We start from the raw sequence: 21,836 nt of genomic DNA, 5'->3' as shown, positions 1-21,836 counted from the left end.
CTCAGTCCCCCTTGACGGTGGCACCCGTGACGCACTGCAGGCCGGTGGCCGGGTCTGACGCGAAGCTCCGGGCCTCGACCGGGTAGCTCGCGCCGGCCGGGACGGTGACGGTGATCTCCTTGAGCGTGACCTGCGACAGGTCCGTGGTGCGCACGAGCGACACGGCGACGGTGAAGGTGTGCGGCATGTCGTCCGAGTTGGTCAGCGTGCCCGTGAAGCTCCACGTCCCGCCCGTGCGGGCGCAGCTCGTGCCGGTCAGGGCGTCGGCGGCGTCGAAGTAGCCCCCGCTGCCGGGCGCCGACGGGTCGAGCGTGGGCAGCGCGGTGTCGATCGGCGCGAGCGTCGGCTGGGTCGGCACCTCGACGGTCCCCTCGGTCGTCGGGCCGGGCTCGGCGGACGGCTGGCCGCACCCGGCGAGCGCGATCGTCGACAGCGCGGCGGCCGCGACCGCGGTCACGTGGTGGCGGGTTCTGCTGCTGCTGCGCACGTGCGCCCTTTCCTCGATGGCCGGCGCAGCCCATTGTGGCCCCCGAGCCCGGGCGTCCCCATGCCGGCACGCGGGCGGGGGCGCTCAGGCGGGCCAGAGGACCGCGGCGGCCACCGCGGCGGCGATGACGGCGGCGCCCCCCAGCACCGCGAGCGTGTCGGCGGGACGCCAGGGCGCGGGACCCGCCCACGTGCGCCGGCGGGCGCCGGCGAAGCCCCGCGCGTCCATGGCGAGCGAGAGGGTGGCGGCCTGCCCCAGCGCGCCGAGGAGCAGGCCGAAGGTGACCCCCGCCGCCTCGCGGGCCCTGGCGATCAGGCCGTGGTCGGCTCGTATGCCGCGCACCCGCCTCGTGCGCATCAGCTCGGCCCACAGCTCGTCGAGGTCCTGCAGCCGGTGCAGGGCCGCCGTGGCGGCGACCACCGGGCGGGCCGGCAGGTGCAGCCGCTGCGCGAGGTGGTCGCCGAGCCGCTCGGGGTCGAGGAAGCCGAGCACGAAGGCCGACGGGACGACGAGGCAGAGCACCCGCAGCGCCGCGCCGCTCGCCACCTCCACGTCCCGGCCACCGAGCAGCCACGCCGACCACGCCACACCGGCCACCGCGAGCCCGGCCGGGGCGAGCCGGGCCAGCAGCGACCTGAGACGTCCCGGCGGAGGGACGCCCGGGCCGGGGGCGAGCAGGCCCAGCAGGCCGAGGGCCACCTCGACGGTGAGCACGGCAAGACCCTGCCGCCAGGTGCCCAGCAGCGCAGGCAGGGGCAGGACGCTGAGCGCGACGAGCAGCAGGCCGAGCGGGCCGACGCGCGCCAGGACCGGGCGGTTGACGGGCGGGCTCGGCACGTCGCCCGAGGGTCGGTCCCCGGCGTCCGGCCCGGCGAGGCGCAGGGTGTGGTCCACACGGGCAAGCACCCCCGGGTCGTGCGTGGCGACGACGACGCCACTGCCCTCCGAGCGGGCCTGCTCCAGCACGCCCATGACCGCGGCCCAGGTGAGCCGGTCCTGCCCGACCGTGGGCTCGTCGGCGAGCACCAGTGACGGGCCGTGCGCGACGGCGGCCGCGACGGCGAGGCGGCGCTGCTCGCCACCGGAGAGCTGGCGGGGGTCGGCGTCGCCGAGGTGGGCCAGCCCGAGCGCCTCGAGGAGCCGGTCGGCCCGGGCGTCCGCGAGCGCCGGGTCGAGGCCGAGCGCGCGGGGCGTCAGGCGGACCTCGTCCCGGACCGTCCGTGCCACGAGCGTCGTCGCCGCGCGCTGGGGTATCCAGGCGACCCTGCGGGCCAAAGCCGCCGAGGACCACTCGTGTGGCGGTCGCGGCGCACCGCCTCCGAGCCGCACCGTCCCGGCCGCCGGCTCCACGAGGCCGCCCAGGGCGAGCAGGAGCGAGGACTTGCCTGCCCCGCTGGGCCCGACGAGTGCCACGGCCTCCCCCGAGCGCACGGTGAGGTCGGCCTCGCGCACCGCGACGGTGGTGCGGGACGGCTGACCGAGCCGTCGGCTCCGGTGGACGACGGTCACGGCCCGGGCGGCGGCGACCGGCGTGGGGTCGGCGGCGGCCGACGTGGAGTCGGCGGCGGCCGACGCCGGCCGCGGGACAGCCGGGACGTCGAGCCGGAGCGGCTCCGGCTCGTCGGCCCCGGGCACCCAGATGCCGTGGGCGGTCAGGGTGTCCCGGTGCTCATCGAGCACCATCGCCGGTGGCCCGTCGGCGAGGATCGCCCCGTCGCGGTCGAGCACGACGAGCCGGTCCACCTGGTCGAGCCACCCGTCGAGCCGGTGCTCGACGACGAGCAGCGTCAGCCCGCGGCGCCAGACGACGTCGGCCACGACGCCGCGCACGGTCGCGGCGGTCGCGACGTCGAGCATCGCGGTCGGCTCGTCGAGGAGCAGCACGCGCGGCTCGAGCACCAGCGCCCCGGCGAGCGCCAGCCGCTGCAGCTCGCCGCCGCTCAGCGTCGACGGCGCGCTCTCGGGGGACATGGTCAGGCCCACCTCGGCGAGGGCCGCCGACACGCTCGGCGGCATCCGTGACGGGGGGACGCGCCGGTTCTCGAGGCCGAAGGCCACGTCCCGGGCGAGCGTCGACGCGACGACGCCGGAGCCCGGGTCCTGCAGCACGAGCCCGACGGCGCCGGGCTCCTCCCGGGGGTCCCGGCCGGCGATGGTGACGGAGCCGGACAGCTCGCCCGAGTCGACCGTGAGCAGCAGCCCTGCGACGGCCCGCAGCAGGGTGGACTTGCCCGAGCCGCTCGGCCCGGCGAGCAGCACCCGCTCACCCGGACGGACGCTCAGGTCCAGCTGGGACAGCACCGGGCGGGCGCGTCCGAACGGCCGCCAGGTGAGGTCGCGGACCTCGACGGCTGCACCGCCGACGTGCCCTTCCGCCCGGCCGGGGCGGTCGTGGCGGAGCTCAGACAGCGGACCGCTCCCGGGCCTCCTGCCCGGGTGGGAAGGGGGCCAGGGCGCCCGCCGCGGCGAGCAGCCTCGTGAGGCCGACGGCCAGGAGCGAGCCGAAGACCGCGACGGAGCCGCCGAGGAGCAGCAGGTAGGCCAGCTTGTAGCCGAAGTCCCAGTCGGTCCAGTAGGAGTACCACTCGTAGACCGCCTCGAAGGCGCCGCCGAGGAAGCCGCCGAGCAGCAGCGGCGCCCAGCGGAAGGCCTGGTAGCCGAAGACGGCGAAGCCGAGCTCGACACCGAGGCCCTCGGCGAGACCGCTGACGAGGGTGGTGAGGCCCCACTGGGTGCCGATGAGGGCCGACACGACGGCGGCGAGCAGCTCGGTGAAGACGGCCGCGCCGGGCCGCCGGATGACGAGCGCGCCGACGATGCCGGCGACCACCCAGGGCCAGTTGAAGAGGGCGCCGAGCGGCGGGAAGCCGACCGAGACGGCGTTCGAGGGCGCCGCGTAGGCCAGTCCCCAGCCCCAGTAGGCCACCCCGAAGGCGACCCCGAGGAAGGCGCAGGTGAGCAGGTCGATGGTGCGCCAGTGCGTGAGACGGCCGCTCGCTCGGATGGAGCGTGGCGAGGCGGACGGGCGGGTGGCGGCGCGTGGGGCGGCCGCGGGGGTGTGGTCGTTCATGGTGGTGCTCCCGGGTTCCTGGTGGCGGATACCTCGGGGAAGGCGCTGGCGGCATACGACGTATGCCGCCAGCGTCCTGAGATGGTCCCGACTCCCTTCGCCGGTGCTAGCCGGAGCAGGTTCGAGGGTCTGCGGCGGTGCCGCACTCTCAGCGCTCTCTGGCGCTCCCCTGTCGTGGTTGGGTGTGCTCTGTAGTTTGGTGTGCTCTGTAGTTTGGTGCGTGCGCTGCTAACTGGTGAGTATGACTTTACCGCGCTGGCCGTGCGAGAGTCACCGCAGAGCGAGTCGGACCGAGGAGGAGGGCGCCGTGAGCGCAGTCGTGTGGAAGCTACTCAACACGGGCACGACGCTCGTGGCCAGCAGGGCCGCCACGAGCCTGGTCGACAAGGGGTGGCCGATCGTCACGGGGCGCCCGGTTCCCCTCAAGACCAACTACGCCAAGGACCAGACGCGCGACCTCGTCATCTACACGGCGCTGTCGTCGATGGTCATCGCCGCCGTCAAGGTGGCGGCCGAGCGCAAGGCGATCGACTACTACGTCGAGTCGACCGGACACCTGCCCAAGGCGCTCGCCGAGCCGAAGCTCAGCCGGCGCGAGAAGAAGCTGCAGAAGAAGGCTGCCCGCCTGCGGCAGCGCTCCCTGCAGCCCTGACCGTCAGTCCACGCGGGGTCGTGGGGGGTGGGTGGCGGCATACACGGCCGCCTGGGTGCGTCGCTCGAGGCCCATCTTCGCCAGGACCGAGGACACGTAGTTCTTCACGGTCTTCTCGGCGAGCGAGAGCTGCAAGCCGATCTGCCGGTTCGTGAGGCCCCCGGCGACGAGGTCCAGGATGCGCCGCTCGGTCGGGGTGAGTGAGCGCAGCCGCGGGTCGTCGTCGCCCTCGGCCGCCCATCGCTGCCGCAGCGCCCGGGTGCGCGGGTGGTTCATCAGGTCCTCGCCGGCCGCCACCCGGCGGATGGCGGCGACGAGGCCCTCGCCCTTGATGTCCTTGAGCAGGTATCCCGAGGCCCCGGCCAGCACGGCCGCCACGAGGGCCCGCTCGTCGTCGTAGGACGTGAGGATGAGGCCCCGGATGCCGGGATCGACGGCCCGGATCTCCCTGCAGGCGTCGATGCCGGAGCCGTCGGGCAGCCGCGCGTCGAGCACCGCGACGTCGGGGCGCAACGCCGGGACACGTCGCGCCGCCTCCTGCGCCGATCCGGACTCCCCGATGACCACGAGGTCGTCCGTGCCGTCGAGGAGGTCGCGCAGGCCGCGCCGGACGACCTCGTGGTCGTCGAGCAGGAACACCGTGGTCGTCATCTCGTCGTCAGCTCCTTGCTCGGTTCGGTCGGGTCGGTCCGGGCGCCGGCGGCACGTGCCAGGACAGCAGGGTCCCGCCGCCCTCGGCAGGGCGCAGGCTCAGGCTGCCACCGCGTGCCAGCGCCCGCTTGCGCAGGTTGACCAGCCCGCTCCGCGCCGCGTCCGGCGACGTGCCGACTCCGTTGTCGACCACGGTGATGTCGAGGCCATGCGCCGTGGACAGGGTCACGCGCACCGCGGACGCGGCGGCGTGCCGGGCGACGTTGGCCAGCCCCTCACGCACGACGGCGACCGCGTCGGCACGCAGCGACTCGCCCAGCGTGCCGAGCCGGCCCTCGACGACGAGCTCAGGGGTGAAGCCCAGGCTCCCGGCATACGTCTCGATGATGCGGTCGAGCACCACGAGCACGCCGAGGTCCGGGTCGACCGTGTGCAGGCCGAAGATCGCCTCGCGAATCTCGCGGATGGCCGCGTCGAGCTCGTCGACGGCGTCGCCCAGTCGTTCGCGCACGACGGGGTGCCGGGCCAGCGGGACCGCGGACTGGAGCGAGAGCCCGGTGGCGAAGAGCCGCTGGACGACGTTGTCGTGCATGTCGCGGGCGATCCGGTCGCGGTCCTCGAGCAGGGCGACGCGCGCCCGGTCCCGCTGGGCGCGAGCCGCGAGCAGGGCCGCCCCGGCCTGCAGGGCGAACGGGGCGACCTGGGGCATGGCGTCGGTCGGCCCCGCCTCCTCGGCATCCGCCCAGGCCGTGAGCAGCAGCCCGACCCGCCCCCGGCCGGCGGCCAGGGGGACGAACGCCGTGGACCCGTCGGGGTCCAGGCCGCACAGGGAGCGGGCCTCCTCGGCGGGCTGGGCCCGCGGGTCGGGCGGCCCACCCGGCACGTGGAGCACCGGCTGCCGGGCGTCGAGCAGCTCCTCCCAGCCAGGGCCGGTGAGCAGCACCCCGGACGGGTCCTCGACCGCCCGGTCGCCGAAGCTCACCGCCCGCAGGACCAGGGAGCCGGCGTCGTCGCAGAGGGCCACGGCGGCCACCGCGGCGCCGGTGAGCTCCCCCACCCGCGCCGCCAGGAGCGCCAGCGGCAGGTCCTCGTCCTCGGCCTCGAGCAGCGACTGCACGAGCTCGCTCGTGGCGGCCGCCCACAGCTGCCGGGTGCGGCTGCGGTCGTAGAGCCGGGCGTTGTCGATCGCCACGCCGGCCACCGTGGCCAGCGCCCCGAGCAGCGACTCGTCCTGCGCGGTGAAGTCGTCGCCCCCCTCCTTCTCCGTGAGGTAGAGGTTGCCGTAGACCGCGTCCCGGATGCGGATGGGGGCGCCGAGGAAGGACCGCATCACCGGGTGGTGCGGCGGCATCCCGTAGGAGGCCGGATGCGTGCGCAGGTCGTGCAGGCGCAGCGGTCGTGCGTCCCGCAGCAGCAGACCGAGCACTCCGCGACCGCGCGGCGGCTCGCCGATCCTGCGCCGCTCCTCGTCCGAGATGCCGTGGGTGACGAACTGGCTGAGCTGCCGACCGTCCGGGCTGAGGACCCCGAGCGCGCCGTATCGCGCGTGCACGAGCTCGCAGGCCGACCGGACGATGCGGCCGAGCACCTCCGGGAGCTGGGGCTCGGCACGCACCGGGAGGACGGCGTCGAGCAGGCTGCCCAGCTGCTCACGGGTCTGGTGCGCCGCGTCGCCGCGGGCCGCGATCTCCGTGAGCAGGTCAGTGAGGTCGAGGGCGTCGGCCCGGGCGTGGCTCGACGCGTCGTCCAGCAGCCCGCGATCCATGCCTCGATCGTAGGTCGGGCGGCGGGACGGCACCGCAGGATGGCTCAACCCGAGCCGGCCGCCCACGGCCCCACGACGACGGCCGCGCCGGTGACCCGGCCTGCGGCGAGGTCCGCGAGCGCCCGGTCCGCCTCGTCGAAGCGCACCGGCGTCGTGGTGACCTGCAGCCTCAGCCGCTCGGCCAGCACGAGGAACTCCTCGCCGTCCCGTCGGGTGTTGCTCGTCACGCTGCGGACGGACCGCTCACGGAACAGGTGGCGCTCGTAGTCCAGGGCCGGGATGCCGCTCATCGAGATGCCGGCCAGGGCGAGCGTCCCGCCTGGACCCAGCGCCTCGAGCGCGAGGGGCACGAGGTCCCCGGCGGGGGCGAAGACGATCGCGGAGTCGAGTTGCACCGGCGGCGCGTCGTGCGGCCCGCCCACGGACGCCGCCCCGAGCGCCGCCGCGAGGGACTGGGCACCGTGCCCGCGGGTGAGCACGTGGACCTCCGCCCCCTGGGCCAGTGCCACCTGGGCCGTCAGGTGCGCGCTGGCGCCGAAGCCGTAGATGCCGAGCCGGCCGCCCGGAGGAAGCGCGGCGCGGCGCAGGGACCGGTAGCCGATGATGCCGGCGCAGAGCAGCGGCGCGGCCTGCTCGTCGGCGAAGGAGGCGGGCACCCGGTAGGCGAAGGCCTCCGGCACGACGGCATACTCGGCATAGCCGCCGTCGGCGTCCCACCCGGTGTAGCGCGACGCGGGGCAGAGGTTCTCCCGGCCCGTCCGGCACCACCGGCAGGAGCCGCACGCGCTGCGCAGCCACGCGATCCCGACCCGGTCCCCGACCGAGAACCGGGCGGCCTGCGGCCCGAGGAGGGCGACCTCCCCCACGACCTCGTGACCCGGGACGACCGGACTCCGGTGCGCCGGCAGGTCGCCTTCGGCGACGTGCAGGTCCGTGCGGCACACGCCGCACGCGCGCACTCGCACGAGCACCTCGTGGGGTCCCGGCTCGGGCACCGGCAGCTCGACGAGCCGCAGCGGCCGGGTCCGGATCGGCCCGGGCGTCGTAATGGCCCAGGCCCGCATCGGCGGCTGCCTCCCCATCATGAGGATCTCCCTTCCCTCGCCGCTTCCTCGCCGAGCCCCCGGGGTACAGCCTGCCGCTCCCTACGTCACTGCTCCACTTTCTGCAACAGTGACGTAGGGTTCGGGACCTTTGGCCCTGCCGGGCGCGCGGCCCAGGTGGTGTGCTGAGGCGCATTCCCGCGGCTGCCGTGGCAAGGGGGCCGGATCGAGGCTCCCGGTGGGTGCGGCACGTGCGGGCCGACACACCACGGAGGTGCACCATGCGAGCACAGGTCGGAGACCGGATCATCCTGGCGGCGGAACACATCGACGAACCCACCCGCGACGGCGAGATCCTCGAGGTGCGTGGGGCCGAGGGTTCCCCGCCCTACCTCGTGCGATGGTCGAGCGGCCACACCGGGCTCATCTACCCGGGGCCAGGTGCGGTGCTGCGGATCGGGGCCGGGCCCGACGCGCAGGCGGCGACGCCGGCGCCCCCCGCCCCGTCGCCGGCGCCGGCCGCGGGCCACGTGCGGGAGTGGCAGGTGCGGATCTCGATCTTCGAGTCGGGCGACGACACGAGCGCCAACGTCGTGCTCATCTCCGACTCCCCGCAGCACCTGTCGGCGCGCGGCTCGAGCCACCGGTCCGCGCACGACGACCCGGCGCCGCAGATCGGCGACGAGGTCGCCGTGGCCCGCGCCCTGCGCCACCTCGCGGACAAGCTCGTCGCCACGGCGGAGGGCGACATCGGGTCCCGGATGGGAGCCGAGGCGCACGTGCGCCCGGTCTGACCACCCGGCTCCGCCTCACAGGTCGAGCGTGCGCGCGATGGGCACGCCGGGCCGGTAGGCCAGGTGCAGGTGGCTCGGCGCGTCGAGCACCGCGAGCTCGGCGGGCCGGCCCACCGCGACCCGCCGGTCGAGGCCGAGGGACCGTGCCGCGACGGCGGTCGCGGCATGCAGTGCCTCGGCCGGGGACATCCGCAGCTCACGGACGGCGAGCGCGATGACGAAGGGCATCGAGGACGAGTAGCAGGTGCCCGGGTTGCAGTCCGTGGCGAGCGCGACGTCGACACCGGCGTCGAGGAGCCGGCGCGCATCGGGGTACGCCGAGCGGGTCGAGAACTCGACTCCCGGCAGCAGGGTCGCCACGGTGGTCCCGCGGGCGGCGGTGAGGGCCTCGACGTCGGCGTCGTCGAGATGGGTGCAGTGGTCGACGCTCGCCGCCCCGAGCTCGCACGCGAGCCGCACGCCGGGGCCGGGCCCGAGCTGGTTGCCGTGCACCCGCAGGCCCAGGCCGGCGCGCCGCCCCGCCTCGAGCACGGCGCGTGCCTCGTCCCCGTCGAAGGCGTGCGGGCTGCCCGGCTCGCAGAAGACGTCCACGTATGCCGCGAGCGCCGGGCCACCCGCCTCGACCACGGCCGCGAGCATCGGCCCGGTGACGAGGTCGACGTAGGCGGCGCGGTCGGCGGCATACTCCGGCGGCACGACGTGGGCGCCGAGGAGGGTCGTGTGCGGGGTGACCTCGCGCGCGATGCGCAGGGCCCGCAGCTCCTCCGCGACGGTGAGGCCGTAGCCGGTCTTGATCTCGACGGTCGTCGTGCCCTGCGCCCGCATCTCGCCCATGCGGCGCGCGACGAGCGCCCGCAGCTCGTCGTCAGGCGTGGCCCGCGTCGCGGCCACCGACGCCCGGATGCCGCCGCCGTCGTAGGGGACCCCGGTCATCCGGGCCGCGAACTCCGCCCCCCGGTCGCCCGCGAAGACCAGATGCGTGTGCGAGTCGACGAAGCCCGGGATCACCGCCCGGCCGCCCAGGTCGACTCGGGCATCGGCGTCCGGCGCGTGCGCCCCCGCGCCGACCCACTCCAGGACGCCCCCGCGCACGACGAGCGCCGCGTCCCGCACGGTGCCGAGCAGCCGGTCGCCCGGGTCGCGGTGCCGCTCCCCGGTCTCGGGGTCGTTGGTCGTGAGCTCCGCGATGCCGGTGACGAGGGTGCTGCGGCTCACTGGGTCGCGCCGGGGAGGACCCGCTCGATGGAGGCGCCGAGCAGCCGGGCCACGTCGCCGATCCGGTGCCGTCCCTCCGAGACGACCACCTCGCCACCGACGACGACGGTGGACACGTCGGAGGCGACGCAGGAGTAGACGATCTGCTCCGGGCGCGAGCCGGCCGTGGTGACGGTGTCGGTCCGCACGGTGACGAAGTCCGCGAGCGCCCCCTTGGACAGGTGGCCGCCGTCGGACCAGCCGAGCGCACGGTAGCCGTTGAAGGTGGCGGCGTGGACGAGGTCCGACGGAGAGAAGCGGTCCCGCTCGTTGGTGACCAGCCGCTCGTGCATCTCGAGGCCGCGCAGCTCCTCGAAGGGGTCGATGACGACGTGCTGGTCGGACCCGAGGCTGAGCGTCGCGCCCGCGTCGGAGAGCGCGCGGGCCGGCCCGATGCCGTCGGCGAGGTCCCGCTCCGTGGTCGGGCAGAAGCAGGCACCCGTGCCGGTGCCGCCGAGCAGCTCGATGTCGTGGTCCGTGACGTGGGTGGCGTGGATCGCCGTGAGGTGGCCGCCGAGCGCCCCCGCCTCGTCGAGCAGCTGCGTGGGGGTGCAGCCGTAGAACATCTGGCAGGCGAGGTTCTCGCCGTGCTGCTCGGACAGGTGCACGTGCAACGGCAGCCCCGCCGCGGCGGCCACCACCTTGGGCAGGTCCTCCCGGCGCACCGCCCGGACCGAGTGGATCGCCGCGCCGAGCCGGACCCGGTCGGTCTCGGGCCGGCGGGCCGACATGCGGGCCGCCCACGCATCGACCGTGCCGTCGCTGAAGCGCCGCTGCCCGGGGTGCAGCTCGACGTGCCCGCTCCCGCTGAGACCCCCCTCGAGGTAGCACGTGTCGAGGAGGGTGAGCCGGATCCCCGCCTCCTCGGCGGCCTGGCGCACGGCCAGGCTCATCGCGTTCGGGTCGCCGAACGGCTTGCCGCCCGGCCGGTGGTGGACGTAGTGGAACTCGCCGACGAGGGTGATGCCGGCGAGGACCATCTCGGCGAAGACCGCCCGGGCGAGCATGAAGTACCGGTCCGGGTTGAGCTCGGCGGCCACGGCATACATCTGCTCGCGCCAGCTCCAGAAGTTGCCGCCGCTGCCGTTGACCCGTCCGCGCAGCGCCCGGTGGAAGGCGTGGCTGTGCGTGTTCGCCATGCCGGGCAAGGTGACCCCGTGGAGGCGGACGTCGTCGGGCTCGGGGTCGGCGTCCGTCTCCAGCCGTCGGATGGTGCGGCCCTCGACGACGATCCGCACCCGCCGGGCGAGGCCTCCCGTCAGCCACGCGCTCTCGCACCAGTACGCGTGGGTTGCCATCCCCCCACCCTAGGCTGGGCGGCATGGACACCGACGCCTTGGGCACCGACCCCGATGCGCCGCAGACCCCCGCCATCGCGGCGCTGCGGGCCGCGCGCATCCCGCATACGGTGACGCGCCACGGCCGCGTCGGCAGCCTCGCCGAGGCCGCGGCGGCCCGCGGCATCGAGCCCCGCGACCTCATCAAGACGCTCGTCGTGCGCCGCGCCGAGGACGACCACGTCTTCGTCCTGGTGCCCGGTGACCGCACCTTCTCCTGGCCCAAGGTCCGGGCGCTGCTCGGGACCAACCGGATCTCCATGCCCGACGCCGACGCGGCGCGCAGGGTCACCGGATACGAGCGCGGCACGATCACGCCGTTCGGCTCGGCCACGGCGCTGCCGGTCATCGCCGACTCGCACCTCGTCGGCCGCCGCGTGTCGCTCGGTGGGGGCGCCCACGGCGTCGGCGTCACCGTGGACGGGGACGACGTCATCCGGCACTTCGGGGCCACCGTCGCGGACATCTCGGACGAGCAGACCCGAGGCGCCTGAGCGACCGCGATGGGGGCGCTGCGGGTCAGGACTCCCGCATCGGGATGCGCACCCCCCGCTCCCTCGCCACACGCTCGGCGAGGTCGTAGCCGGCGTCGACGTGGCGGATGACGCCGGTGCCGGGGTCGTTCGTGAGCACGCGTGCGAGCTTCTCGGCCGCGAGCGGGGTGCCGTCGGCCAGGCACACCTGCCCCGCGTGGAGGGAGCGGCCGATGCCGACGCCGCCGCCGTGGTGGATCGAGACCCACGTGGCGCCGGAGGCCGTGCCCAGCAGTGCGTTGAGCAGTGGCCAGTCGGCGATGGCGTCGGAGCCGTCGGCCATGGCCTCGGTCTCCCGGTAGGGGCTCGCGACGGAGCCGCTGTCGAGGTGGTCGCGGCCGATGACGATGGGCGCCGAGAGCTCGCCCGAGGCGACCAGCTCGTTGAACCGGAGGCCGGCCCGGTCGCGCTCGCCGTAGCCCAGCCAGCAGATCCGGGCGGGCAGCCCCTGGAAGGGGATCCGCTCCTGCGCCCCCCGGATCCAGGTCCGGAGCCGGTCGTTGTCGGGGAAGAGGTCGAGCACGGCCCGGTCGGTCGCGGCGATGTCCGCAGGGTCGCCCGACAGGGCCACCCACCGGAAGGGACCCTTGCCCTCGCAGAAGAGCGGACGGATGTATGCCGGGACGAACCCGGGGAAGGCGAAGGAGCGGTCGTAGCCGCCGAGCCGGGCCTCGTCTCGGATCGAGTTGCCGTAGTCGAAGACCTCCGCGCCGGCGTCCTGGAACCCGACCATGGCCTCCACGTGACGGGCCATCGAGGCGCGGGCCCGCTGCGTGAACTCCTCCGGCTGGTGCGCGGCATACGTCGCCCACTCCTCCAGCGAGACTCCCTCGGGCAGGTAGGACAGCGGGTCGTGGGCCGACGTCTGGTCGGTGACGACGTCGACGGGCAGGCCGCGCCGCAGCAGCTCGGGAACGACCTCAGCCGCGTTGCCGACGACCCCGACGGACCAGGCCCGCCGCTCCTCCTTGGCCCGCACCGCCCGGGTCACCGCGTCGTCGAGGTCGTCCGCCACCTCGTCGAGGTAGCGGTGCAGGACGCGCCGCCGCAGCCGCGCCGGGTCGACGTCGACGATGAGGCACGCCCCGCCGCTCAGGGTCACCGCGAGCGGCTGCGCGCCGCCCATGCCACCGCAGCCGGCGGTCAGCGTGAGCGTGCCCGCGAGCGTGCCGCCGAACCTCTTGTCGGCGACGGCGGCGAAGGTCTCGTAGGTGCCCTGCACGATGCCCTGCGTGCCGATGTAGATCCACGAGCCGGCCGTCATCTGGCCGTACATCGTCAGGCCGAGGTGCTCGAGCCGGCGGAACTCCGGCCACGTGGCCCAGTCCCCGACGAGGTTGGAGTTGGCGATGAGCACCCGGGGTGCCCACTCGTGGGTGCGGAAGACCCCGACCGGCCGGCCGGACTGGACGAGCATCGTCTCGTCGCGCTCGAGGGTCGTCAGGGTCCGGACGATGGCGTCGAAGGAGCGCCAGTCCCGCGCCGCCCGTCCCGTGCCGCCGTAGACGACGAGGTCGTCGGGACGCTCGGCGACGTCGGGGTCGAGGTTGTTCATGAGCATCCGCAGCGGGGCCTCGGTGGCCCACGACCGCGCGGTCAGGGTGGTGCCGCGCGGTGCGCGGACGGGTCGTGCGCCTTCCATGTCGAGCTCCTTCTTCCTTCGTCTGGGCCGCGCCGTTCGAGGTCATCGGCGACCGCCCGCGGTCGGCGAATACCTCGAATCGGGAAGGGGGGTGGGGAAGGGGGGATGGGGGCAGGGGGGTCGTCAGCGCAGCGGGCCGGTCACGGTCTGCGCCGCCTCGACCGCCCGCCCCGACCTGACGAGCTCGACGGCCGCCTCGATCTCCGGGGCGAGGAACCGGTCCGGTCCCGGGCCGGGCACGTGCGCGCGCAGCGCGGCGACGACGGCCCGAGTGGCGGGGGCCGGCTCGAGCGGCGCCCGCAGCTCGATGCCCCGGGCGGCCGTCAGCAGCTCGACGGCGAGCACCCGCGTCAGGCCGTCGATGCTGCGCCGCAGCTTGCGCGCGGCCGACCACCCCATCGACACGTGGTCCTCCTGCATCGCCGAGCTGGGGATGGAGTCGACGCTGGCGGGGACGGCGAGCCGCTTGAGCTCCGAGACGATCGCGGCCTGGGTGTACTGCGCGATCATGTGCCCGCTGTCGACGCCGGGGTCCGTGGCGAGGAAGGCAGGCAGCCCGTGGTTGCGGGCGGGGTCGAGGAAGCGGTCGGTGCGCCGCTCCGACATGCTCGCGACGTCGGCGGCGACGATGGCGAGGAAGTCGAGGACGTAGGCCAGCGGCGCGCCGTGGAAGTTGCCGTTGGACTCGACCCGTCCGTCCACCGTGACGACCGGGTTGTCGACGGCCGCCGCGAGCTCCCAGCCGGCCACCCGCGCGGCGTGCTCGACGGTGTCGCGGGCGCCGCCGGCCACCTGCGGCGCGCACCGCAGCGAGTAGGCGTCCTGCACCCGCGTGCACTCGGCCGTGCGATGCGAGGCGCGGATCCCGCTGTCCCGCAGCAGCGCCCGCAGATTGGCCGCCGAGAGCGCCTGGCCCGGGTGCGGCCGCAGGGCCTGCAGGTCCGCCGCGAAGACGTCGTCGGTGCCGAGCAGGGCCTCGACGCTCATGGCCGCCGTGACGTCTGCCACCGTGAGCAGCGAGCGCAGGTCCTCGACGGCGAGGACGAGCATCCCGAGCATCCCGTCCGTGCCGTTGACGAGGGCGAGCCCCTCCTTCTCCCGCAGCTGCACCGGCCGTATGCCGCTCTCCCGCAGGGCGGTCGCCGCGTCGGTGAGGCTCCCGTCGGCCCGCCGGACCGGCCCCTCGCCCGTCACCGCGAGCGCGCAGTGCGCCAGCGGGGCGAGGTCGCCGGAGCAGCCGAGGGAGCCGTACTCGTGGACCACCGGGGTGATCCCCGCCGACAGCAGCGCGGCATACGCCTCGGCGGTCTCGGGCCGGACACCGGTGCGGCCCGTCGCGAGCGTCGACAGGCGCAGCAGCAGCAGCGCTCGCACCACCTCCCGCTCCACCTCAGGACCGCTGCCCGCGGCGTGGGAGCGGACGAGGCTGTGCTGCAGCGCTCCCCGCAGCAGCGGCGGGATGGACCGGGTGGCGAGGGCGCCGAAGCCGGTCGAGACGCCGTAGTGAGGGGCCACGTCGTCGGCGAGCGCCTCGATGACGGTGCGGCTGCGCCGGATCTCGTCCCGTGCCCTCGGGTCGATCGACACGGGGGCGCCGTGTCGCGCCACCGCGACGACATCGGCGAAGCTGAGCGGGCCGGTGCCGACACAGACGGCGGGTGGGGTCGTCATACGCCCATCAAACCTCGCCCGGAAGCGGGCAGCCCGGCCGCCAGGAGCACTTCCGTCTGGGATGCGAGACAGTCGCGCGCCTTCCTCCGCGCCGCGTCGGGTCCTACCATCGAATCGGGGACACATCGACGGAAAGGGGGCGCGCGTGTCCAATGCACCTGCCGCCGGGAACGCTCTGGACGTCCTGGAGCACCTGTCCCGACATGCGGAGCCCCTGCCCGCCGCCGCCATCGCCCGCGACCTGTGCCTCCCGCGCTCGTCGGTCTACCACCTCCTCAAGGTGCTGCACGCCCGCGGCTACGTCACCCACTACGTCGAGGAGCGCCGCTTCGGGCTGGGCCAGGCCGCCTACGAGCTGGGGTCGGCCTACCAGCGCCAGGCGCCGCTCGCCCGGCTCGCCCGCACCCCGGTGCGGCGGCTCGTCGACCAGACGGGCCGCAACGCCCACTTCGCCACGCTCGACGGCCGCGACGTCGTCTACCTCCTCGAGGAGCGGGCCCCCGGCCAACCCACGCTCGTCACCGACGTCGGCGTGCGCCTCCCGGCGCACCTGACGGCGAGCGGCATCGCGATGCTCGCCGGGCTGCACGCCACCCAGCTGCGGGCGCTCTATCCCGACCGCGACTGCTTCGCCCAGCGGAACGGCATCGGGCCGAGGTCGCTCGCCGAGCTGCGCACGGTGATCGCCCGGACCCGCACCGACGGCTACGCCCGCGAGGACGGCACCGTGACCCCCGAGCTGTCCTCCGTCGCCGTGGCGGTCCTCGACCGGGCCCGGCGGCCCCTGGCGGCGGTGGCGGTGACCTTCCGGTCGGCGGAGTCCGACGAGGCGCAGGTGACCGCGCTCGTCGTGCGGGTCCGGGCGGCCGCCGACGACATCGCCCGTCGGCTCAGCCCGCCCAGCACCGTGTCCCGGGGCGCCCGCAGGACCCGCACCGTGCGAGCTGGGGAGCGCCCCCTGGTCCACCGCCGGCGAGCCCTCGCCGCACGCGTGCCTGGCGCCGGCGCCAGCGCCGGCGAGGCGAAGCTCCTCGAGGGAGTCGGCCAGCCCGCCACCTAGGGTGGGGCCATGCGTGCCATCACCATTCCCGAGGCCGGGGAGGCTGACGCCCTCGTCCTCGCCGACGTGCCGGCCCCCACGGTCGGCCCGGGCCAGGTCCTCGTCGACGTCGTCGCCGCGGGGCTCAACCGCGCCGACATCATGCAGCGCCAGGGCCTCTACCCGCCGCCACCCGGCGCCTCCGAGCTGCCCGGCCTCGAGGTGAGCGGCCGGATCGCCGCGCTCGGCGAGGGCGTCGACGGCTGGCACGTCGGTGACGAGGTGTGTGCGCTGCTCGACGGCGGCGGCTACGCCGAGCAGGTCGTGGTCCCCGCCGGGCAGCTGTTGCCCGTGCCCGCCGGCGTCTCGCTCGAGGACGCCGCGGCCCTGCCCGAGGTCACGTGCACCGTGTGGTCCAACGTCTTCCTCACGGCCAACCTCCAGCCCGGCCAGCACTTCCTCGTCCACGGCGGCGGCTCGGGCATCGGCACCATAGCCATCCAGCTCGCCAAGGCGGTCGGCGCGCACGTGGCCGTCACCGCGGGCAGCCCGGAGAAGCTCGAGGTATGCCGGGAGCTCGGCGCCGAGACGCTCGTCAACTACCGCGACGAGGACTTCGTCGACGTGGTCCGCTCCGCGTCCAAGGGCCACGGCGCCGACGTCATCCTCGACAACATGGGCGCGAAGTACCTCGCCCGCAACGTCGACCTCCTCGCGGTCAGTGGCCGCCTCGTCGTCATCGGGCTCATGGGCGGCCGCCGCGCCGAGCTCGACCTGGGGGTCCTCCTCGCCAAGCGCGCGGCGGTCATCGCGACGTCGCTGCGCGCCCGGCCCGCGGCCGAGAAGGCCACCATCGTCGCCGCCGTGCGCGAGCACGTGTGGCCGCTCCTCGAGTCCGGCGACGTCCGTCCGGTGGTCTCGTCCCGGTATCCGCTCGCCGACGCGGCGCAGGCGCACCGGCAGATGGAGGCCTCCACGCACATCGGCAAGATCCTCCTGACCACCTGAGCCCCGGCCGACGGCCTCCGCACCCCGCCCCGGCGCCACCGCCATGTCGACGCTTGCCGCCCAGCTCGGCTGCATCGTGCTCGGCCTGACCTTCGTCGCGCTCGCGTCGGCCGAGCTGCACCGGCGTGCCGGCGTGCCGCGGCGCGTGTCGGCGCTCGCGGGAGGGGCCCTGCTCACCGTGGCCGTGGCCGTGGCCGGCTCGGTCAACGCGACGGCGTTCTTCCGCCAGGTGCGGCACGGAGGCGGCTTCACGGCATACCTCCTGCTCGTCCTGTCGCTCGCCGTGGTCCTCGTCCTGCGCGCAGAGGGCCTCAGCCGCGTCCAGACGGCGCTCGTGACCGAGCCGGTGCTCTTCGTCGCGACGATGAGCTGGCTCCCGGCCGCTCGGTATGCCGCGCACCTGCGCCCCGACGCCGTGAGCCAGGTGCGCTCCTGCGTCCTCGGGCCCTCGCCGGTCGACGAGCTCAGCCGGTGGCTCGTGCGGACCGACCTGCTGCCCAACGTCGCCCTCTACGTCCCGCTCGGCGTCGCCGTCGCCCTCGTCGCGCAGCGTCGTCGGTGGCTCGCCGTCGGGTGCGGGCTGGCGACCAGTGTCCTCACCGAGCTGTGGCAGGCCGTCGCCACCAACCGGCTCTGCGCGCCGAGCGACGTCCTCGCCAACACGGCCGGCACCGCCCTGGGAGTGGCCGTCGTCGTGCTGGCGGCGGGGATCTTCCGGCCAGACCGGACCAAGGCACCCGGGTCGGGCGCCGTCGGCTCCCGCCGGTGACGTGGGCTGGTGACGTCCCGCGCGAGCCGGCGTAACGTCGACAGGTGGACCACTTCACGTAGGAAGCGGCCCTCGAGTGCGAGGAGGGATGAGGTGTTCATCCAGATCATCCAGGGCAAGTGCCGGGACGTGGACCGGCTGCACCGGCAGATGGACCGGTGGCGTGAGACGCTCGAGGCGGGCGCCGAGGGGTTCCTCGGCGGGACGTACGGCGTCACCGACGACGGCGAGTTCATCGGCGTCGTCCGCTTCGACTCCCGCGAGTCCGCCGAGCGCAACTCGAGGCGCCCCGAGCAGGGCGCCTGGTGGGAGGAGACGGCCGACTGCTTCGACGGCGAGGTGACCTTCCACGACTGCGAGGACGTCGTGCTCATGCTCGACGGCGGCGCCGACGACGCCGGGTTCGTGCAGGTCATCCAGGGCCGCCTCTCCGACCCGGAGCGGTTCCGCGCCTTCATGTCCCAGCCGATGGAGACGTTGCACGAGGCGCGCCCGGAGATCATCGGCGGCACCGTCGCCATCGACCAGGACGGCTTCTTCACCCAGACGGTCGCGTTCCGCACCGAGGAGGAGGCACGCAGGGGCGAGCAGCTCGAGCTGCCCGAGGAGATGCGCGGGCAGATGGAGGAGCTGAACGGCCTGATGCAGGACGTGTCCTACCACGACCTGCACCACCCGTGGTTCGCCACGGCGGGCCGCCGGTAGGCAGGACCCGGCAGGTCACCGGCTTCCCTGGCAGCCGGGCCGGTGAGGCAGGATGGGCTGCATGACGGATGACCACAGCGAGCAGCACGGGCGCCGGCCGGGGAGCGTCACCGGGCAGTCGCCCGGTGATTCTGACCCCCGCTTCGTCGTCGTGACGCCGGAGGGCATGGGCGTCGCCACCACGCCCGACCGGGACGCGCAGGACGGGCGGGACCGGCAGGACGGCGACGAGCGGGAGCGCACCAACCCGGCCGAGCTCGTCGAGGAGCCGGCCAAGGTCATGCGGATCGGGTCGATGATCAAGCAGCTGCTCGAGGAGGTCCGGGGCGCCCCGCTCGACGAGGCGGGCCGGCGCCGCCTCGCCGACATCCACCACCGCTCCATCGAGGAGCTCAAGGACGGCCTCGCGCCCGAGCTCGTCGAGGAGCTCGACCGCATCGCGCTGCCGTTCAGCGACGACTCGCCGAGCGACCCGGAGCTGCGGATCGCCCACGCCCAGCTCGTCGGCTGGCTCGAGGGCCTCTTCCACGGCATCCAGACGGCCCTCGTCGCGCAGCAGATGGCGGCCCAGCAGCAGCTGCAGCAGATGCGGGCGCTGCCGCCGGGCGCCGGCGCCTCCCACGGACAGCCGCCGGGGATGCACCCGCCGACCGGCCGGGAGCCCGGCCCGACGGGCCAGTACCTCTGATCCCGCGTCGGGTCCCGCGCCCGCGGCTCCCGGCCCTGCGAGCGCTGCGGGCGCCGGCCGGGCAGCTCGGGCGGTGGCTGCTCGTCGTCGTCGCCTGCTACCTCGGCGGCGTCGCGGCGACCAACCTCGCGCCGACCGTCGTGCACACGACCCACTACCAGGCCGTCCTGCGCCTCGACCCCGTGCCCGGGCGCACCCCGGTGCTGCACGCGCCGACGATCATCGGCGACGTGGACGTCGCGTTCCTCTCCCCCCTCGTCGCGCCGGGTCTCGACGTGGCGGTCTCGGTGCGCGAGGGCATCACCGACCTGATCACCCGCAGCGGGGTGAGCGTGCGGACGCTGCAGCCCTCCGGAGAGGAGCTCTCCGCCGCGATCCGCAGCGCGGGCATCGGCGTGGGGGCCCGGTTCGTGGTCGGGGCGCTGCTCGTCGCCGCGGCCCTGTCCGTGTCGGCGCACTACGCGCGGCGCCGCCTGCCCGTGCGCCACCACGTCGTCGTCGTCGGCAGCGCCGTCGCGGCCACCTGCCTCCTGACGGGCGCGAGCACCGCCCTGACGTACTCGCCGAGCCGGTTCGCGGCATACAGCACGACCGGCGTGCTCGGCACGGTCCAGCGCAACGCGGGGATGCTCGCCGGCCTGGAGGCCCGGGCCGCGCAGGCCACGCCCTACCTGCGCAACCTGCTCGCCGTCTCCCAGGCGCTGCAGGAGAAGTTCGTGCCCGGCGAGCTGAGCCAGCCGGTGGCCGCGCGGTTCCTGCTCGTCTCCGACGTGCACGGTGCCAACCAGTACTCCCTGATGCGCACCATCATCGCCGAGGAGCAGGTCGACGCCGTCATCGACGCCGGCGACCTGCTCAACTTCGGGCGGGTCACGGAGGGCGAGGCGGCCGGCGTGTTCCGCGGGATCGCGTCCCTCGGCGTGCCCTACATCTTCGTGCGCGGCAACCACGACGCGGCTGCCCCCGATGACCGCGCGGTGCTCACCCGCATGGCGCGGATCCCCAACGTCGTGCTCCTGCAGGACGCCGAGGGTCGCTTCACCGAGCTCGGCTTCCACGGGCTGCGAATCACCGGCGTGGGGGACCCGCGGTACTTCGGCGACGACAACCAGGACCCGCGCGGCAAGGAGCGGCCCGCGGTCGAGGCCTTCAACCGCGCCATGGCGGGCGAGCCCGAGCCCGACCTGGTCGTCACGCACGAGCCGTATGCCGCCGAGCAGGTCGACCGTGGCCGGATCCTCGTCCACGGGCACATGCACTCGGCCGCGGTCGAGGGCCACCGGATCCAGGTCGGCACGTTCACCGGCGGCGGCGTCGTGTCGCACTTCGTCGAGCGGGACGGGGCGGAGCTGACCGGGCAGCCGTACGCCTTCGACGTCGCGACCTTCGGCTCGCGGTGCACCCTGACCCAGCTCACCCGCTACACCTACCGCAACCTGCTCGAGGGACGGCCTGCCTACGACACCGTCCAGGTCGTCAACGGCGCGACCATCGACCCCCTGCCCGCCGCCCCGGCGCCCGCGGCCGGCGGGGGCGCGGCCGATGCGGCACCGGCCGGGGAGCAGCGCACCTGCAGCCGGCTCGAGCCGACCTCCCGCAGGGTCGTCACGGCGCCACCGGCCAACGGGCCGACCCCGCCGAGCACCGGCCCCTGAGCGCTCACCCACCCGCCAGCCGCAGCAGCTCCCTGCCGAGGCCCGAGTCCACCACGAGGCTGCTGACGAGCGGTCCGCGCGCCGCCGCAAGGACCGCCGTCGCCTTGTCGACCCCGGACACGAGGCCGATGACCTCCGGGATGCCGCGCAGGGCGTCGGCGGTGATCGTCACCATCCGGTCGCTGAGCTCCGTGTGCAGCGGGGCGCCCTCGGAGTCGAAGAAGATGCCCAGGGCCTCGCCCACCGCACCGGCCCGCGCGACGGCGGCGCGGGTGCCCTCCGAGACGGCGTCGTAGATGGTGGAGCGGCCCGGCCCCCACCCGCCGATGCCGATGGCGGCGATGGTCACGCGCGGCACCTGGGCCATCGCGGCCGACACGGCGGGCTGACGAAGCAGCACCCGGGCGCTCGCTGCATCGTCGAGGACCAAGGGGGCGAAGTAGACGTAGGCGTCGCCTCCGGAGAGCCGCGCCGCCGCCCGGACCATGTCGACCGGGCTCTCGCCCCCGGCGACGACCTGCGACCCGCTGAGCTGGACGACGGGCACCCGGGGCAGCTGCGTGAGCGCGTGCACCATGGCGCTCACCGACCGGGCCCACGGCATACCGAGCACGTCGTGGGGGCCGATGACCTCCGAGAGGAGCGCCGCCCCGGCCCGGCCCACCGCGGCGCGGGCCACCGAGGGATCCTCCTCCGTCTCGACGACGACACAGTTGCGCAGGGCCAGGGCCTCGCGCAGCCGGACCGACAGCTCGCTCTCGATGTGCCACTGGTTGACGATCTCGATGCGCACGAGCCCGCTGGCGCGGGCCTCCTCGAGGAGCCGGGCCACCTTGAACCGGCTGATCCCCAGCGACGCGGCGATGTCGACCTTGCGCTGGTCGTGCAGGTAGTAGCGGCGCGCCACCTCGGCGGCCAGGACGAGCTCCGCTGGGCCCGGGGTCACGGTCATGGGTCAGGTCCTTGCATCTCGGTCCGATCACACCTTGGCATCGCGGTTGACAGGGCGGTGCACCACCCACTGTAATCATATGTGTACGGCGTCGCTCAAATGAGCGTAAACGCCCCGACGA

At 74.8% G+C, this 21,836-nt stretch carries 20 protein-coding genes and 1 riboswitch; of the genes, 9 read left to right on the top strand and 11 right to left on the bottom strand.

The window, feature by feature from the left end; genetic code table 11:
• Position 1 precedes the first annotated feature (1 nt).
• The 3 genes from VFJ94_RS01620 to VFJ94_RS01610 form a co-directional block, all read right to left on the bottom strand.
• Positions 2-487, bottom strand: a complete 486-nt coding sequence (locus VFJ94_RS01620; RefSeq protein ID WP_325002421.1) for a hypothetical protein — start codon at positions 485-487, stop codon at positions 2-4.
• Between the two features lie 84 nt (positions 488-571).
• Positions 572-2,788, bottom strand: coding sequence for an ATP-binding cassette domain-containing protein (locus VFJ94_RS01615; RefSeq protein ID WP_325002420.1), 2,217 nt, complete (start codon positions 2,786-2,788; stop codon positions 572-574).
• Positions 2,789-2,888: 100 nt separating this feature from the next.
• Positions 2,889-3,557 (bottom strand): ECF transporter S component, encoded by a 669-nt coding sequence (locus tag VFJ94_RS01610; RefSeq protein ID WP_325002419.1) that lies wholly within the window; start codon positions 3,555-3,557, stop codon positions 2,889-2,891.
• A 75-nt stretch (positions 3,558-3,632) separates the two neighbouring features.
• A riboswitch (TPP riboswitch) is annotated at positions 3,633-3,738 on the bottom strand.
• Positions 3,739-3,864: 126 nt separating this feature from the next.
• Between VFJ94_RS01610 and VFJ94_RS01605 the strand changes: the two genes are divergently transcribed.
• Complete coding sequence (locus tag VFJ94_RS01605; RefSeq protein WP_325002418.1) at positions 3,865-4,209, top strand: DUF4235 domain-containing protein; 345 nt, start codon at positions 3,865-3,867, stop codon at positions 4,207-4,209.
• Positions 4,210-4,212: 3 nt separating this feature from the next.
• On the opposite strand, the gene VFJ94_RS01600 is transcribed toward VFJ94_RS01605, so the two are convergent.
• Genes VFJ94_RS01600 through VFJ94_RS01590 form a run of 3 tightly spaced genes read right to left on the bottom strand, consistent with a single transcriptional unit; the run spans position 4,213 to position 7,710 of the window.
• Positions 4,213-4,860, bottom strand: coding sequence for a response regulator transcription factor (locus VFJ94_RS01600; RefSeq protein ID WP_325002417.1), 648 nt, complete (start codon positions 4,858-4,860; stop codon positions 4,213-4,215).
• 7 nt (positions 4,861-4,867) lie between these two features.
• The gene (locus VFJ94_RS01595) at positions 4,868-6,625 is read right to left on the bottom strand and encodes a GAF domain-containing protein (RefSeq protein WP_325002416.1); all 1,758 of its coding nucleotides are present in this window, start codon (positions 6,623-6,625) and stop codon (positions 4,868-4,870) included.
• A 44-nt stretch (positions 6,626-6,669) separates the two neighbouring features.
• Positions 6,670-7,710, bottom strand: a complete 1,041-nt coding sequence (locus VFJ94_RS01590; RefSeq protein ID WP_349256082.1) for a zinc-dependent alcohol dehydrogenase family protein — start codon at positions 7,708-7,710, stop codon at positions 6,670-6,672.
• A gap of 239 nt (positions 7,711-7,949) precedes the next feature.
• Between VFJ94_RS01590 and VFJ94_RS01585 the strand changes: the two genes are divergently transcribed.
• Entirely contained in the window at positions 7,950-8,462 is a 513-nt protein-coding gene (locus VFJ94_RS01585) for a DUF1918 domain-containing protein (RefSeq protein WP_325002415.1), read from the top strand.
• Positions 8,463-8,477: 15 nt separating this feature from the next.
• Here the strand turns inward: VFJ94_RS01585 and hutI are convergent, their stop codons facing one another.
• The gene (gene hutI / locus VFJ94_RS01580) at positions 8,478-9,677 is read right to left on the bottom strand and encodes an imidazolonepropionase (protein ID WP_325002414.1); all 1,200 of its coding nucleotides are present in this window, start codon (positions 9,675-9,677) and stop codon (positions 8,478-8,480) included.
• Complete coding sequence (locus tag VFJ94_RS01575; protein ID WP_325002413.1) at positions 9,674-11,014, bottom strand: formimidoylglutamate deiminase; 1,341 nt, start codon at positions 11,012-11,014, stop codon at positions 9,674-9,676. The genes hutI and VFJ94_RS01575 overlap by 4 nt, the downstream gene beginning before the upstream one ends.
• A 23-nt stretch (positions 11,015-11,037) precedes the next feature.
• On the opposite strand from VFJ94_RS01575, the gene VFJ94_RS01570 reads away from it, so the two are divergent.
• Positions 11,038-11,547 (top strand): YbaK/EbsC family protein, encoded by a 510-nt coding sequence (locus tag VFJ94_RS01570; RefSeq protein ID WP_325002412.1) that lies wholly within the window; start codon positions 11,038-11,040, stop codon positions 11,545-11,547.
• A gap of 25 nt (positions 11,548-11,572) precedes the next feature.
• On the opposite strand, the gene hutU is transcribed toward VFJ94_RS01570, so the two are convergent.
• The gene (gene hutU, locus VFJ94_RS01565) at positions 11,573-13,228 is read right to left on the bottom strand and encodes a urocanate hydratase (protein WP_325002411.1); all 1,656 of its coding nucleotides are present in this window, start codon (positions 13,226-13,228) and stop codon (positions 11,573-11,575) included.
• A gap of 123 nt (positions 13,229-13,351) precedes the next feature.
• Entirely contained in the window at positions 13,352-14,899 is a 1,548-nt protein-coding gene (gene hutH / locus VFJ94_RS01560; protein ID WP_325002410.1) for a histidine ammonia-lyase, read from the bottom strand.
• A gap of 145 nt (positions 14,900-15,044) precedes the next feature.
• On the opposite strand from hutH, the gene VFJ94_RS01555 reads away from it, so the two are divergent.
• The 6 genes from VFJ94_RS01555 (at position 15,045) to VFJ94_RS01530 (ending at position 20,763) form a co-directional block, all read left to right on the top strand.
• Entirely contained in the window at positions 15,045-15,959 is a 915-nt protein-coding gene (locus VFJ94_RS01555; protein ID WP_325002409.1) for an IclR family transcriptional regulator, read from the top strand.
• Positions 15,960-15,968: 9 nt separating this feature from the next.
• Complete coding sequence (locus VFJ94_RS01550; protein ID WP_325002408.1) at positions 15,969-16,946, top strand: NAD(P)H-quinone oxidoreductase; 978 nt, start codon at positions 15,969-15,971, stop codon at positions 16,944-16,946.
• Positions 16,947-16,989: 43 nt separating this feature from the next.
• Positions 16,990-17,715 carry a VanZ family protein gene (locus VFJ94_RS01545; RefSeq protein WP_325002407.1) on the top strand — a complete coding sequence of 242 codons (726 nt, stop codon included), beginning with the start codon at positions 16,990-16,992 and terminating at the stop codon, positions 17,713-17,715.
• Positions 17,716-17,808: 93 nt separating this feature from the next.
• Positions 17,809-18,420 carry a hypothetical protein gene (locus VFJ94_RS01540; RefSeq protein WP_325002406.1) on the top strand — a complete coding sequence of 204 codons (612 nt, stop codon included), beginning with the start codon at positions 17,809-17,811 and terminating at the stop codon, positions 18,418-18,420.
• A gap of 61 nt (positions 18,421-18,481) precedes the next feature.
• On the top strand, positions 18,482-19,108 hold the full coding sequence (locus VFJ94_RS01535; RefSeq protein WP_414654536.1) for a bacterial proteasome activator family protein: 627 nt from the start codon (positions 18,482-18,484) through the stop codon (positions 19,106-19,108).
• A 140-nt stretch (positions 19,109-19,248) separates the two neighbouring features.
• A complete protein-coding gene (locus VFJ94_RS01530) occupies positions 19,249-20,763 on the top strand; it encodes a metallophosphoesterase (protein ID WP_325002405.1) in 1,515 nt (504 codons plus the stop codon).
• 4 nt (positions 20,764-20,767) lie between these two features.
• Here VFJ94_RS01530 and VFJ94_RS01525 read toward each other — a convergent pair whose 3' ends face one another.
• The gene (locus VFJ94_RS01525; protein WP_325002404.1) at positions 20,768-21,715 is read right to left on the bottom strand and encodes a sugar-binding transcriptional regulator; all 948 of its coding nucleotides are present in this window, start codon (positions 21,713-21,715) and stop codon (positions 20,768-20,770) included.
• Positions 21,716-21,836 lie beyond the last annotated feature (121 nt).

It is taken from the genome of Intrasporangium sp. (assembly GCF_035688975.1).
Lineage (GTDB): Bacteria > Actinomycetota > Actinomycetes > Actinomycetales > Dermatophilaceae > CALMNV01.
The sequence above is the reverse complement of the archived record's forward strand: the minus strand, read 5'-3'. Positions and strand labels throughout refer to the sequence as shown.

What these genes read in the sequence shown, in the direction of transcription:
- VFJ94_RS01535 (WP_414654536.1), top strand. Translation starts at nt 18,482, where the DNA reads ATGACGGATGACCACAGCGAGCAGCACGGGCGCCGGCCGGGGAGCGTC.
- hutH (WP_325002410.1), bottom strand. Translation starts at nt 14,899, where the DNA reads ATGACGACCCCACCCGCCGTCTGTGTCGGCACCGGCCCGCTCAGCTTC.
- VFJ94_RS01570 (WP_325002412.1), top strand. Translation starts at nt 11,038, where the DNA reads ATGGACACCGACGCCTTGGGCACCGACCCCGATGCGCCGCAGACCCCC.
- VFJ94_RS01595 (WP_325002416.1), bottom strand. Translation starts at nt 6,625, where the DNA reads ATGGATCGCGGGCTGCTGGACGACGCGTCGAGCCACGCCCGGGCCGAC.
- VFJ94_RS01610 (WP_325002419.1), bottom strand. Translation starts at nt 3,557, where the DNA reads ATGAACGACCACACCCCCGCGGCCGCCCCACGCGCCGCCACCCGCCCG.
- VFJ94_RS01575 (WP_325002413.1), bottom strand. Translation starts at nt 11,014, where the DNA reads ATGGCAACCCACGCGTACTGGTGCGAGAGCGCGTGGCTGACGGGAGGC.
- hutU (WP_325002411.1), bottom strand. Translation starts at nt 13,228, where the DNA reads ATGGAAGGCGCACGACCCGTCCGCGCACCGCGCGGCACCACCCTGACC.
- VFJ94_RS01585 (WP_325002415.1), top strand. Translation starts at nt 7,950, where the DNA reads ATGCGAGCACAGGTCGGAGACCGGATCATCCTGGCGGCGGAACACATC.
- VFJ94_RS01545 (WP_325002407.1), top strand. Translation starts at nt 16,990, where the DNA reads ATGTCGACGCTTGCCGCCCAGCTCGGCTGCATCGTGCTCGGCCTGACC.
- VFJ94_RS01600 (WP_325002417.1), bottom strand. Translation starts at nt 4,860, where the DNA reads ATGACGACCACGGTGTTCCTGCTCGACGACCACGAGGTCGTCCGGCGC.
- VFJ94_RS01525 (WP_325002404.1), bottom strand. Translation starts at nt 21,715, where the DNA reads ATGACCGTGACCCCGGGCCCAGCGGAGCTCGTCCTGGCCGCCGAGGTG.
- VFJ94_RS01590 (WP_349256082.1), bottom strand. Translation starts at nt 7,710, where the DNA reads ATGATGGGGAGGCAGCCGCCGATGCGGGCCTGGGCCATTACGACGCCC.
- VFJ94_RS01550 (WP_325002408.1), top strand. Translation starts at nt 15,969, where the DNA reads ATGCGTGCCATCACCATTCCCGAGGCCGGGGAGGCTGACGCCCTCGTC.